13 protein-coding genes are annotated in these 12,484 nt (G+C 57.1%); 11 read left to right on the forward strand and 2 right to left on the reverse strand.

Going from position 1 to position 12,484, the window contains the following annotated elements:
* Positions 1-135: 135 nt before the first annotated feature.
* Complete coding sequence (gene kdpE, locus AFL22_RS03425; RefSeq protein WP_010260694.1) at positions 136-810, reverse strand: two-component system response regulator KdpE; 675 nt, start codon at positions 808-810, stop codon at positions 136-138.
* A 257-nt stretch (positions 811-1,067) separates the two neighbouring features.
* On the opposite strand from kdpE, the gene AFL22_RS03430 reads away from it, so the two are divergent.
* From AFL22_RS03430 to nei, 11 genes are all read left to right on the forward strand, one after another.
* On the forward strand, positions 1,068-1,268 hold the full coding sequence (locus tag AFL22_RS03430) for a YbfA family protein (RefSeq protein WP_010260696.1): 201 nt from the start codon (positions 1,068-1,070) through the stop codon (positions 1,266-1,268).
* A gap of 154 nt (positions 1,269-1,422) precedes the next feature.
* Positions 1,423-2,379, forward strand: coding sequence for a 2-thiouracil desulfurase family protein (locus AFL22_RS03435; RefSeq protein WP_010260698.1), 957 nt, complete (start codon positions 1,423-1,425; stop codon positions 2,377-2,379).
* A gap of 12 nt (positions 2,380-2,391) precedes the next feature.
* Positions 2,392-3,816, forward strand: coding sequence for a deoxyribodipyrimidine photo-lyase (phrB, locus tag AFL22_RS03440; RefSeq protein WP_052270802.1), 1,425 nt, complete (start codon positions 2,392-2,394; stop codon positions 3,814-3,816).
* A gap of 18 nt (positions 3,817-3,834) precedes the next feature.
* Entirely contained in the window at positions 3,835-4,578 is a 744-nt protein-coding gene (locus tag AFL22_RS03445) for a type 2 GTP cyclohydrolase I (RefSeq protein WP_010260703.1), read from the forward strand.
* A gap of 159 nt (positions 4,579-4,737) precedes the next feature.
* Entirely contained in the window at positions 4,738-5,394 is a 657-nt protein-coding gene (pxpB, locus tag AFL22_RS03450; protein WP_052270803.1) for a 5-oxoprolinase subunit PxpB, read from the forward strand.
* Positions 5,388-6,317, forward strand: coding sequence for a 5-oxoprolinase subunit PxpC (pxpC, locus tag AFL22_RS03455; protein WP_052270804.1), 930 nt, complete (start codon positions 5,388-5,390; stop codon positions 6,315-6,317). Before pxpB ends, pxpC begins: the two co-directional genes overlap by 7 nt.
* On the forward strand, positions 6,307-7,044 hold the full coding sequence (pxpA, locus tag AFL22_RS03460) for a 5-oxoprolinase subunit PxpA (protein WP_010260713.1): 738 nt from the start codon (positions 6,307-6,309) through the stop codon (positions 7,042-7,044). The genes pxpC and pxpA overlap by 11 nt, the downstream gene beginning before the upstream one ends.
* A 53-nt stretch (positions 7,045-7,097) precedes the next feature.
* The gene (locus AFL22_RS03465) at positions 7,098-7,826 is read left to right on the forward strand and encodes a DUF969 domain-containing protein (protein ID WP_052270805.1); all 729 of its coding nucleotides are present in this window, start codon (positions 7,098-7,100) and stop codon (positions 7,824-7,826) included.
* Positions 7,826-8,842, forward strand: a complete 1,017-nt coding sequence (locus AFL22_RS03470; protein ID WP_052270806.1) for a DUF979 domain-containing protein — start codon at positions 7,826-7,828, stop codon at positions 8,840-8,842. The genes AFL22_RS03465 and AFL22_RS03470 overlap by 1 nt, the downstream gene beginning before the upstream one ends.
* A gap of 6 nt (positions 8,843-8,848) precedes the next feature.
* Positions 8,849-9,496, forward strand: a complete 648-nt coding sequence (pcp, locus tag AFL22_RS03475) for a pyroglutamyl-peptidase I (protein ID WP_052270807.1) — start codon at positions 8,849-8,851, stop codon at positions 9,494-9,496.
* An 11-nt stretch (positions 9,497-9,507) separates the two neighbouring features.
* Positions 9,508-10,296, forward strand: coding sequence for an endonuclease VIII (gene nei / locus AFL22_RS03480; RefSeq protein WP_010671297.1), 789 nt, complete (start codon positions 9,508-9,510; stop codon positions 10,294-10,296).
* Positions 10,297-10,582: 286 nt separating this feature from the next.
* Here the strand turns inward: nei and AFL22_RS03485 are convergent, their stop codons facing one another.
* Positions 10,583-11,866, reverse strand: coding sequence for a citrate synthase (locus tag AFL22_RS03485; protein ID WP_010260725.1), 1,284 nt, complete (start codon positions 11,864-11,866; stop codon positions 10,583-10,585).
* Positions 11,867-12,484 lie beyond the last annotated feature (618 nt).

Consider the following 12,484-nt stretch of genomic DNA (forward strand, 5'->3'; position numbering starts at 1 on the left):
ACTACAGAAAACAAGATACAATGGATGACGGCTTTTGCGTCTTTCCGATCTGACCCTGTTTCCTGAGCAAGCTCGGTCTCACAGCGAACCGGGCCAGAATTTGTTGACAGTCTCAGGCGCCTCTGGCGCCTTTTTTTATGGCATAAAGCGATAGCCGATCCCGGTTTCCGTCAGCAGATGAGCCGGTTGTGTCGGATTGGCTTCCAGTTTCTGGCGCAGATGTCCCATATAGATGCGCAAGTAATGGCTGTGCTCCACCGCATTGGGTCCCCAGACCTGGCTCAGCAACTGCCGCTGTGTCAGCACCTTACCGGCATTGTTCAGCAGAATACTCAACAGACGAAATTCAATCGGGGTAAGGTGAATCTCGCTGCTGCCGCGCTGTACCCGTCGTGCGGCGAAATCGACGCTGACGTCGGCGAACGTCACCCTGGCATCCGGCTGCTGGCCACTATGACGACGCAGCGCAACCCGGACGCGCGCCAGCAGTTCGCCAATGCCAAAGGGTTTGGTCAGATAGTCATCTGCTCCCGCATCCAGTGCGGCGATCTTATCCTGCTCATCGCTGCGCGCTGACAGCACAATCACCGGTATGGCGCTCCACTGGCGCAGGTCACGAATGAAATCGGTGCCATCTCCATCCGGCAGACCCAGATCCAGGATCACTAAGTCCGGCTTGCGGGTCGCCGCTTCAATCAGTCCGCGTTGCAGCGTATCGGCATCAAACACCTTAAGGGCTTCATTTTCCAGCGCCAGCCGGACAAAGCGCCGGATCTCTTTTTCATCTTCAACGATCAAAACCGTGGTCACGCAATACCTGCCTTGAGTGGGGACCGAAGCGCTACTTTATCAACATTTTATGCTGGCGTCCGCGACCATAATCTGCCGGCCCTTTCAACGCTAACGCAACCAGGCGGTAACCTTTTTGTAACTTAATTACAGGTTAATTCTTAAACAGCAAAAATAGCGGCAAATAAGTGGTCAGATGAGTAGTAAAATTACACAACCTGGCGTAAAGTTGAACACAGATCACATTCACACTATTTCACTTACCGGGAGGAGAAACCATGTATCGGGCTTATCCACGTTATAAAATTATTGCGCGACGTACGCTGGTGGTTCTTCTCGGCGTACTGGCGTTTCCTGTTATGCTGTTTCGACAGGATCGGGCACGTTTCTACAGCTATCTGCACCGCGTCTGGTGTAAGACCAGCGCCAAGCCGGTCTGGCTGGCGCAGGCGGAAGCGGGCGGTGGCGCGTTCTGGTGATTTCCCCTGCCGCAAAACAGGCCTGGTCAACTGACCGGGCTTTTTTTTGCGTTTTTTCTGAGAATAAGCGATCCGGAATCCCGTTTTAACCCTTTATTCCTGACCATTTTACGCTACACTTAAACCTCTACAAGATTTCGGAGGTTGTACAAGTATGAGCAAAAAAATCCCCGTTGGAATCAGTGCATGCCTGCTCGGCGACCGCGTCAGATTTGATGGTGGGCATAAGCGTCTTACTTTTGCGACCGACGATCTCACCCCATTTGTCCGTTTTGAGCCCATCTGCCCTGAGATGGCGATTGGTCTGCCAACGCCGCGCCCGGCATTGCGTCTGGTGAAGCAGGGCGATGATGAGCTGCATCTCTGCTTCAGCAAAGATGGCGGAGAAGAGGTTACGACGCAGATGCGTGACTGGTCTGCTGAGCGGGTAAAATCGCTGCATCACCTCTGTGGCTATATCCTCTGCGCCAAATCACCCAGTTGTGGCATGGAGCGGGTGCGGGTCTATGAGCCCGATAACAACAATAACCGCAAAGCAGGCACCGGTATTTTTACTGAATTCCTGCAGCGCGAGATGCCCTGGCTGCCGCTGGAAGAAGATGGTCGTCTGCACGATCCCGCCCTGCGTGAGAACTTTATCGGTCGTGTCTGCGCGCTGCATGAATTTAATCAGATGTGGGAAAGCGGTCTGACCCGGCAGGGACTGATCGCCTTCCACAGCCGTTACAAGCTGATGATGCTGGCGCATTCGCAGGAGAAATACCGCGAGCTGGGACCCTTTGTCGCCTCCATGAGCCAGTGGGAGTCGCTGGACGCCTTTGCCTTTGAGTACCGCAATCGCATGATGGAACTGATGTCACGTCCCGCCTCACGTCGCAATCACACCAATGTGCTGATGCATGTGCAGGGCTATTTCCGCACGCATCTGAGTTCACCGCAGCGCCAGGAGCTGGCAACGCTGATTGACCGCTATCGTCAGGGCACACAACCGCTGCTGGTGCCGATTACCATTCTCAAACACTACATGGCGGAGTACCCGCACCCGTGGCTGGCCCAGCAACGCTATTTCGATCCCTATCCCGAAGCCTTGTGCTTACGCTACGGACAGTAATACAGGAGGAGTATGACCACCCATCTGGTCTGGCTGCGTAACGATTTACGCGTCAACGACAATCTGGCGCTGCACGCCGCCTGCCGCGACAGCGGTGCAAAAGTGATTGCGCTCTACCTTGCCACGCCAGCACAGTGGCAGCAGCATGAGATGTCACCGAAGCAGGCAGCATTTATCCACGCCAGTCTGTTGCAGGTGCAGCGTGCGCTGGCGGAGCGGGGCATTGAACTGCACTACCAGGCGTGCCACGCTTTCAGCGACAGTGTTGATGCGCTGGTGCAGTTCTGCGCTAAGCAGCAGGTCGATCAGCTCTTCTACAATTACCAGTATGAAGTTAATGAACGCCAGCGCGATGCGGAGGCTGAAAAGCGTCTCGACCAGGCGGGCGTGATTTGCCAGGGCTTCGATGACAGCCTGTTGCTGCCGCCCGGTAGTGTGCAGAGTGGCGATCGCTCGATGTATAAGGTGTTTACCCCGTTCAGCAAAGCCTTTGTCCGCCGCTTGCAGCAGGGGCTGCCTGAATGCGTGCCTGCGCCGAAAGCGCGCGAAGGCGCACCGCTGAAAGCCACCCCGATTCCCGCCTTTGACTATCCAACCGAAGCCTTTGATCAGGATCTGTTTCCGCCAGGCGAAGCGGCGGCATTGAAGCGGTTGCGCCATTTCGCCACGCAACCGGTTATCGACTATCCCGCTAAGCGCGACCTTCCGGCGCTGGACGCCACCAGCCGTCTGTCGGTTTATCTGGCGACCGGCGTACTGTCGCCACGTCAGTGCCTGCATCGCGTGCTGCATGAGCATCCCGATGCGCTGGACAACAGCCGCGCGTTCACCTGGCTGAACGAGCTGATCTGGCGTGAATTCTACCGTCATCTGCTGGTTGCCTGGCCGGCGCTGTGCCGACACAAGCCGTTTATCGACTGGACGCGTAATGTTGAATGGCAGCGTAACGACGCACATTTCGACGCGTGGAAAGCGGGTAAAACCGGCTATCCGATTGTCGATGCCGCAATGCGTCAGATGAAGGCGCTGGGCTGGATGCACAACCGCTTACGGATGATAACCGCCAGTTTCCTGGTCAAAGATCTGCTGATCGACTGGCGTGAAGGTGAACGCTATTTCATGCAGCAGCTGATTGATGGTGACCTGGCCGCGAACAACGGCGGCTGGCAGTGGGCGGCATCGACAGGCACGGACGCGGCGCCCTATTTCCGCATCTTTAACCCGACCACGCAGGGTGAGCGCTTCGATGAGAAGGGGGATTTTATCCGTCACTATCTGCCAGAACTGGCCGGGGTCCCTGACAGCGATATTCACCAGCCCCATGTCTGGGCGGAGAAGCATCATAAGAAACTCGATTATCCGGCACCAATCGTGGATCATAAGGTGGCACGCAAAAAGACATTAGACGCCTTTGAGCGCGCCAAGAGCGCAGCCTGAGGCCTCGAAGGAGCCTGAATGAACCATTACGAATTAGAGACGCTGATCAATCAGCAACTCGACAGCCACAGCTTCAGCGATTACGCCCCCAACGGTTTGCAGGTTGAGGGACGCAGCGAGATCAAAACGATTATCACCGGCGTCACTGCCTGTCAGGCGCTGCTGGATGAGGCGGTGGCGCGTCAGGCCGATGCGATTATTGTCCATCATGGCTATTTCTGGAAAAGTGAACCGGCCGCGATTAAAGGTATGAAGCGCCGTCGTCTGCGGACCCTGCTGGCCAACGATATCAATCTCTATGGCTGGCATCTGCCGCTCGACGCGCATCCTGAATTAGGCAACAACGCCCAGCTGGCGAAACTGCTGGATATCGAAGTGCGCGGCGAAGTGATGCCGCTGGTGTTCTGGGGTGAGCTGGCTGAGCCCCTGTCAGGCGAACAGCTGGCCCGCCGAATCGGTGAGCGGCTGGGACGTGAACCCCTGCATTGTGGTGACAACGCGCCAGCGCTGATCCGTCGTATTGCCTGGTGCAGCGGGGGCGGGCAGGGCTTTATCGACCAGGCCGCGGCGGCGGGCGTCGATGCCTTTATCACCGGTGAAGTCTCTGAACAGACTATTCACAGCGCGCGTGAGCAGGGGCTGCATTTCTTTGCCGCAGGCCATCACGCCACCGAGCGCGGCGGCGTAAAAGCGCTGGGCGACTGGCTGGCGCAACACCACGATCTTGATGTGACCTTCATCGATATCCCTAATCCTGCCTGACACTCTCCCTTGTCCTGCGCGCCTGCGCAGGACCTAAATCTGTTGACACATCCCTGTCACTTTCGCATAACTGTTTGCTTTACGTAGATAAGCAATGGGCTGTACCGGGCATCCGGTCAGGTCGGCCAGGCGCGATCTCAACTGAGCGGGAGGTAGCTGTTGCAACGAGCACGGTGTTATTTATTGGGTGAACGCGCTGTCGTGCTGGAGCTGGAACCGCCGGTCTCACTGGAGAGCCAGCAACGAATCTGGGGACTGAATCAGCGACTGCACGACTATGCCAGCGTGCTGGAGGTGATCCCCGGCATGAACAACATCACCCTGATCCTGCGTGATCCCCAGCAGAGCGCGCTGGACGCAATAGAGCGGCTTCAGCGCTGGTGGGAAGAGAGTGAAGCGCAGTTGCCGGAGTCGCGTCAGGTGGAGATCCCGGTGATCTATGGCGGCGAGTCTGGCCCCGATCTGACGGTGGTGGCGGAACACGCCGCGCTGACGCCCCGTCAGGTGGTTGAGCTGCACAGCAGCAGCGACTATGTGGTCTTTTTTATCGGCTTTCAGCCCGGTTTTCCCTATCTGGGCGGACTGGATCAGCGCCTGCACATCCCGCGGCGTGCTGAGCCCAGGGTTGCAGTGCCCGCCGGCTCGGTGGGCATCGGCGGCAGCCAGACCGGCGTCTATCCGCTGGCTTCGCCCGGCGGCTGGCAGTTGATTGGCCAGACGCGCACCGCGCTGTTTGATCCCCTGCAGCAACCGCCCACGCTGCTCCGTCCCGGTGACAGGGTTCGCTTTGTGCCGCAACAGGAGGGCGTATGTTAAACATTCTGCGAGCCGGCCTGGCCGCCACTATTCAGGATGCGGGCCGTTACGGCTGGCGTCAGTATGGCATCAGCCCTGGCGGTGTGCTGGATCATCCCGCGATGTTCACCGCCAATGTGCTGGTGGGCAATGATCCCGACAGCGCGGTGCTGGAGATGGTGCTCGGCCAGTTCAAAGCGGAGTTTACCCGCGATGGCTGGTTTGCGCTGACCGGCGCAGGCTGCCATGCGGAGCTTGACGGCCAGCCGGTCTGGACGGGCTGGCGCACGCCGGTGAAACGGGGGCAGCTCCTGTCACTGGCGATGCCGCAGCGCGGCATGCGCAGCTATCTGGCAGTGCAGGGCGGTTTTGATATTCCTGCGATGCTCGGCTCTGCCAGCACCGATCTAAAAGCAAAATTTGGCGGCTTTCAGGGGCGAGCCTTGCAGGATGGCGATCAGCTCCCGCTGGGTAAACCGACCCGCACGTTTGACCGTAAAGTCGGGGTGCGGCAACTGCTATGGGGCAACCGCATCCGCGCACTACCTGGCCCGGAGTATCACGAGTTCAGCCGCGAAGCGCAGCAGGCGTTCTGGCGTACCGCATGGAAACTCAGCCCGCAAAGTAACCGGATGGGATACCGGCTTGAGGGACGCAAGCTTGAGCGCGAGAGCCCGCGCGAGCTGCTGTCACACGGCGTGATGCCGGGTGTGATTCAGGTGCCGCCGAACGGACAGCCTATCGTGCTGATGGCGGATGCCCAGACCACCGGCGGCTATCCGCGCATCGCCTCGGTTATCGAAGCCGATCTCTATCACCTGGCACAAATCCGGCTGGGTGAGCCGATTCACTTTATTCACTGCACCCTGCCGGAAGCGATGCTGGCACGTCAGCATCAGCAACGCGCCCTGGACCAGATGAAGTGGGGACTCCATGAAAATTGATTTAAACGCCGACCTGGGCGAGGGCTGCGCCAGCGATCAGGCGCTGCTGCAACTGGTGAGTTCCGCCAACATCGCCTGTGGCTTTCACGCAGGTGATGCGCAGACCATGCTGCAGTCGGTACGCTGGGCACAGGCATCCGGCGTCGCAATTGGTGCGCATCCCGCTTTTCCCGATCGGGAGAACTTTGGCCGCAGCGCCATGCAGTTGCCGCCGGAAACGGTCTACGCCCAGATGATCTACCAGATTGGTGCGCTGAAAAGTCTGGCGGAAAGCGAAGGTGCGCGGCTGCTTCATGTTAAACCGCACGGCATGCTCTACAACCAGGCTGCGGCCGATCCGGTGCTGGCGGACGCCATTGCCCGTGCCATCAGGGCGGTCGACAGCCAGCTGATTGTGGTGGGACTGGCTAACAGCGAATCGATTCGTGCGGCGGCGCACTACGGCTTACGCACGCGGGAAGAGGTGTTCGCCGACCGTGGCTATCTCAGTAGCGGTGCGCTGGTGCCGCGCAGCGAGCCGGGCGCGCTGATTGAAGATGAACAGCAGGCTATCAGTCAGACGCTGACGATGGTGCAGCAGGGCAAAGTAAAAAGTATCACCGGAGAATGGGTTGCGGTGAATGCACAGACCGTCTGCTTACATGGCGACGGCGCGCACGCCCTGCAATTTGCACAGCGGTTGCGTGATGCGTTTGCCGATCAGCAGATTCGTGTCACCAGCAACTGAACAACAACACTTAGCCCGGCGTATGCCGGGTTTTTCAACTCTGAGGGAAATCCATGGATAGTGCAGTAAATCTCTGGCCATTACTGGGCATCGTCGCCATCGTCGTCGGCTTCCTGTTACGGTTCAATCCGGTGCTGGTGGTGATTGTCGCCGGGTTTGTGACCGGTCTGGCCGCGATGATGCCGCTGGCGGACATTCTGGAAAAGCTCGGGGCAGGTTTTCTCAACACCCGCAACCTGCCGCTGATCCTGCTGCTGCCGCTGGCGGTCATTGGCCTGCTGGAGCGTCACGGACTGAAAGAGCGGGCGCAGGCGTGGATTGCACAGATCAAAACGGCAACCGCCGGACGGCTGCTGATCGTCTACCTGTTTGTGCGCGAAATCACCGCCGCGCTGGGGTTAACCAGTCTCGGCGGACATCCGCAGATGGTGCGTCCGTTGCTGGCACCGATGGCGGAAGGAGCAACTGAAAGCCGCTATGGCGAGATCTCACCTGAGCTGCGCCATCGGCTGCGCGCGATGTCAGCGGCGACCGATAATGTCGGTCTCTTCTTTGGTGAGGATATCTTCGTGGCGTTTGGCGCGATTATCTTTATGCACAACTTTATGCAGGAGTCAGCCGGGATTCAGACCGAACCGCTGCACATCGCCTTATGGGGCATTCCGACTGCCGTCGCCGCGTTCCTGATCCACTCGGCACGTCTGGTGCGGCTGGATCGGCAACTGGCGCGAGAGCTGCAGCAGCTGAACCGTCAGGCGCTGAAAGCCAAAGGAGGTGAGTAATGTTCCAGCAACAATATCTGATGTGGCTGGCGGGCATTATCCTGCTGGTGGTGGCGGTGCTTTCCTGGCGTGACAGCGCGAATCCACGTCGCTTTACCACCGGACTGTTCTGGGCCTTGTATGGCCTGGTTTTTCTGGTCGGTGACTGGACGACACAACTGATGAGCGCCTGGATGGGTTCAGATGCGGCGGGCACCCGTATGCTGCACATCGGCATCGGTGTCATTGTGGTGGTGATGGCGCTGATTGCCGGATTTGGCGGTGTCAGGCTGGGTCGCTATCATCAGCGCAGCGATGAAGAGAAACAGGCCAGTGCGCTGCGTCTGCGCAATAAACTGTTTCTGCCTGCACTGTCGATTCCGGTCGTGACCGTGGTCGGTGTGCTGGCGTTTAACCATATTCACGGTTTGCAGGATGCGGTGTTCGGCCCCGGTAACCACGCTACGCTGGTGACGCTGTTTTCAATGATGGTCGGCTGTGTGATTGGCTGGCTGGTGGCGTTAAAACTGACCCACGAGAAACCGGTGCAGTCGATGCAGGAGACCCGTCGCCTGCTGGATTCGATTGGCTGGGCCTTTATCCTGCCGCAGATCCTCGCCACCCTGGGGCTGCTGTTTACCAGCGCAGGCGTGGGCAGCGCCATTTCGCATCTGACAGAAACCTGGCTGGCGGTAGATAATCGCTTTGTCGCGGTCACCGTCTATGCCGTCGGGATGGCGCTGTTAACCATGATCATGGGTAATGCTTTTGCGGCGTTTCCGATAATCACCGCAGGCGTCGGCATCCCGATTCTGGTGTTGCAGCACGGCGGAAACCCGGCAGTGATGGCGGCAATTGGTATGTTCTCCGGCTACTGCGGTACGCTGATGACGCCGATGGCGGCCAACTTCAATATCGTCCCGGCAGCGCTGCTGGAACTGCCCGATCGTAACGCGGTGATCAAGGCTCAGATTCCGACCGGTGTGCTACTGTTAATCGTTAATATTTTCCTGCTCTATTTCCTGATGTTCCTGTGAGGTTGCATGAAAACTGTCCTGATGACCGCCTTTGAACCTTTTGGCGGTGAAACGATTAACCCTTCATGGGAAGCGGTGCGCGCGCTGGAAGGCAAACAGATTAGCGGGGCGACGATAGTGATCCGCCAGTTGCCGGTGGTATTCAGCGACGTACTCAGGGTGCTGAATCAGGCGCTGGAAGAGGTGAAACCGGATGCGATTCTGTCGGTGGGGCAGGCGGGCGGGCGAAGCGACATTACCGTTGAACGTATTGGTATTAATGTCGATGACGCCCGTATCCCGGACAACGCTGGTCATCAGCCGGTAGATGAGCCCGTTGTAGCAGGTGGCCCGGCAGCCTATTTTTCCCGTCTGCCCATCAAAGCGATTGTGGCGGCGGTGCGGGAAGCGGGGATCCCCGCTTCAGTGTCGCAAACGGCGGGCACCTTTACCTGCAACCGCGTAATGTACGGCCTGCTGCACTGGCTTGAGCAGCATGACAGTCCGATGCGGGGAGGTTTTATCCATATTCCTTATCTGCCAGAACAGGCAGCGCAGCATCCGGGCGCACCGAGCATGGCGCTGGCGTCCATTATTCAGGCGCTGGAAATTGCGGTAAAGGTCACGCTGGAGACCGGCGAGGATATCAGACAGGCTGGCGGCGCCACCCATTAAGAGGATGAACGATGCCTGAAGGACCGGAAATTCGTCGCGTGGCGGATAAACTTGAAGACGCCATTGTGGGTCAGCCCTTAACGGAAGCGTGGTTCGCGTTTCCTCAGCTCAAGACCTATGAACCGGCATTGATTGGTGAGCAGGTTAATGCGATTGAGACGCGGGGTAAAGCGCTGCTGACTCATTTCAGCAATGGCCTGACGCTCTACAGCCATAACCAGCTTTATGGTGTCTGGCGCATTGTAAAACCTGATACCGAACTCAATTCCACCCGTCAGTTGCGGGTGCGACTGGCGACGGCGGGCAAAGCGATTCTGCTCTACAGCGCCTCAGATATTGAGCTGCTCAACGCAGATACGCTGGCGGCGCATCCGTTTCTTAATCGTATCGGGCCGGATGTGCTGAACAGTGCGCTGACAGTGGAAGAGGTGAAAGAGCGGCTGCTGTCACCCCGTTTCCGGCGGCGGCAGTTCAGTGGTCTGCTGCTGGATCAGGCTTTTCTGGCCGGGCTGGGAAACTACCTGCGTGCCGAAATTCTCTGGCTGGCACAGCTGCTGCCAAATCATCGGGCGCAGGATCTCAGTAACGATCAGCTGACTGCTTTCAGCGAAGCGCTGCTTTCAGTGCCGCGCCATGCCTATCGGATGCGTGGAACCATGAAGAAATATCATGAGGAAGCGGCGTTTCAGTTTGAGGTTTTTCATCGGCAGGGCAAAAAATGCCGACGCTGCGGCACGGTGATTGAGAAGGGCACGCTCTCATCACGGCCTTTTTACTGGTGTCCGGGTTGTCAGAGATAGGGGCGACCGCATTGGCGAACAAAACAGGAAAAGGTTCTTACTGCAAACAGCTGACAAACTCGAATCCGGGTGAGTCCAGCCGCTACGAAGAAGTCTGACGCGCAGGGAATACGGTCAGAGGAGGAAAGCGTCCCGCGCCAGGGACGGCGCGGGCCGAGCGGCCATGGATGGTTTAAGCGACTTTCCGATCTGACCATGTTCTCTGCGCAGGCGCGGTATCACAGCCAACCGCCCCCGGCTTTAAAGCAACATCAGGCGGAGATCCCTCTCCGCTATCCACTGAGCCTTACTTTTTCAGCTGTGAGCTGAATTCGCGCTCGGTATAACCGGTGTAGAGCTGACGTGGACGGGCAATCTTCATGCCTTCGTCGTGCATCTCTTTCCAGTGTGCAATCCAGCCAACAGTACGGGCCATCGCGAAGATCACCGTAAACATGGAGGATGGAATACCCATCGCTTTCAGGATAATACCGGAGTAGAAGTCCACGTTTGGATAGAGTTTACGCTCGATGAAGTACGGGTCGTTCAGCGCAATGTGTTCCAGCTCCATCGCCACTTCCAGCAGGTCATCCTTCATACCCAGCTCATTCAGGACTTCATGGCAGGTATCGCGCATCACGGTCGCGCGTGGATCGTAGTTTTTGTAAACGCGGTGACCAAAGCCCATCAGACGGAAGGAGTCATTTTTGTCTTTAGCGCGTTTAACAAATTCCGGAATATGCTCAACGGTGCTGATCTCTTCCAGCATACGCAGGGTCGCTTCGTTGGCACCACCGTGCGCCGGTCCCCACAGGGAGGCGATCCCGGCGGCGATACAGGCAAACGGATTCGCGCCGCTTGAACCGGCGGTACGAACGGTAGAGGTTGAGGCGTTCTGCTCATGGTCAGCATGCAGGATCAGGATGCGGTCCATGGCGCGTTCCAGCACCGGATTCACTTTGTACTCTTCGCACGGCGTGGCAAACATCATGTGCAGGAAGTTACCCGCATAGGAGAGATCGTTGCGCGGATAGACAAACGGCTGGCCGATAGAATATTTGTAACACATCGCTGCCATGGTCGGCATTTTAGAAAGCAGACGGAATGCTGCGATTTCGCGGTGGCGCTCAATGTTTACATCCAGCGAATCGTGGTAAAACGCAGCCAGTGCGCCAGTGACACCGCACATTACCGCCATCGGATGAGAGTCGCGACGGAAGCCGTGGAACAGGCGGGTAATCTGCTCATGAATCATGGTGTGGCGGGTAACCGTGGTACGGAACTCATCAAACTGTTTCTGGTTTGGTGCTTCGCCGTTCAGCAGGATGTAGCAGACTTCCAGATAGTTAGAGTGGGTCGCCAGCTCAGAAATAGGGAAACCACGGTGCAGCAGGATACCTTCATCCCCATCGATAAAGGTGATTGCAGATTCGCAGGACGCGGTAGACGTAAAACCGGGATCGAAGGTGAACAGGCCACTTGAACCCAGAGTGCGGACATCAACGACATCCTGGCCCAGCGTACCTTTCAGCACGTCCAGTTCAATAGATGTTCCATCTTGCAGGGTTAGCGTTACTTTTTTATCTGTCATTTTCGTCTCCATAGCGCCTTATGTGGGTAAGGATCTTTAGACACCTGAAACGCGTTCATGTTGCGGTTGGCAAAACTACACAGTATCACTCTGCGGGGGTAAAACGGGTGCAGGGTACAGAGTGAGCGGCGCGTTCCCAGCGGGAACCGGTGAGCCATGGACATGCTGCATATCGCGGTTGTTAAAGATCCGGTCAGGACATAACTTCTTGGTAACCAATAACCTGATGCTTTTTAATGCTCATTATCGCAATGTTACATAACTTGCGCTTAGGGGAAAGTGTATCCCCATAACTTTTGCGCATCATAGGAATTTACAGGCTTAGTTTGTAACTGAATTGTTGAACTATTGTCAAATCAGATAATTAAAATTGTATCAATTGTGAAAATCGTGAGTAGGATCACTGTTCCACCTAAAATATACCAAAGAGTTTGTAGGGGAATTGTAATCAGAATGTGATCCTCCTATACTCCAGGCAGGTCTCCGGAACACCCTGACACCAGGAGCCACCCAGCGTTTACTACCGCGTCAATTAACACTGGATGTTGCTTTTTTGGTGACGGTTAAAGTCTGCCACGCGTTGTGATTAGACTCCGCCTCAGGTCCGGAGGAAGCAAA

The sequence above is a fragment of the Pantoea sp. CFSAN033090 genome (assembly GCF_001264395.1).
In the GTDB taxonomy this organism is placed as follows: Bacteria; Pseudomonadota; Gammaproteobacteria; order Enterobacterales; family Enterobacteriaceae; genus Pantoea; species Pantoea agglomerans.

What these genes read in the sequence shown, in the direction of transcription:
- AFL22_RS03430 (WP_010260696.1), top strand. Translation starts at nt 1,068, where the DNA reads ATGTATCGGGCTTATCCACGTTATAAAATTATTGCGCGACGTACGCTG.
- AFL22_RS03435 (WP_010260698.1), top strand. Translation starts at nt 1,423, where the DNA reads ATGAGCAAAAAAATCCCCGTTGGAATCAGTGCATGCCTGCTCGGCGAC.
- phrB (WP_052270802.1), top strand. Translation starts at nt 2,392, where the DNA reads ATGACCACCCATCTGGTCTGGCTGCGTAACGATTTACGCGTCAACGAC.
- AFL22_RS03445 (WP_010260703.1), top strand. Translation starts at nt 3,835, where the DNA reads ATGAACCATTACGAATTAGAGACGCTGATCAATCAGCAACTCGACAGC.
- pxpC (WP_052270804.1), top strand. Translation starts at nt 5,388, where the DNA reads ATGTTAAACATTCTGCGAGCCGGCCTGGCCGCCACTATTCAGGATGCG.
- pxpA (WP_010260713.1), top strand. Translation starts at nt 6,307, where the DNA reads ATGAAAATTGATTTAAACGCCGACCTGGGCGAGGGCTGCGCCAGCGAT.
- AFL22_RS03465 (WP_052270805.1), top strand. Translation starts at nt 7,098, where the DNA reads ATGGATAGTGCAGTAAATCTCTGGCCATTACTGGGCATCGTCGCCATC.
- AFL22_RS03470 (WP_052270806.1), top strand. Translation starts at nt 7,826, where the DNA reads ATGTTCCAGCAACAATATCTGATGTGGCTGGCGGGCATTATCCTGCTG.
- pcp (WP_052270807.1), top strand. Translation starts at nt 8,849, where the DNA reads ATGAAAACTGTCCTGATGACCGCCTTTGAACCTTTTGGCGGTGAAACG.
- nei (WP_010671297.1), top strand. Translation starts at nt 9,508, where the DNA reads ATGCCTGAAGGACCGGAAATTCGTCGCGTGGCGGATAAACTTGAAGAC.
- AFL22_RS03485 (WP_010260725.1), bottom strand. Translation starts at nt 11,866, where the DNA reads ATGACAGATAAAAAAGTAACGCTAACCCTGCAAGATGGAACATCTATT.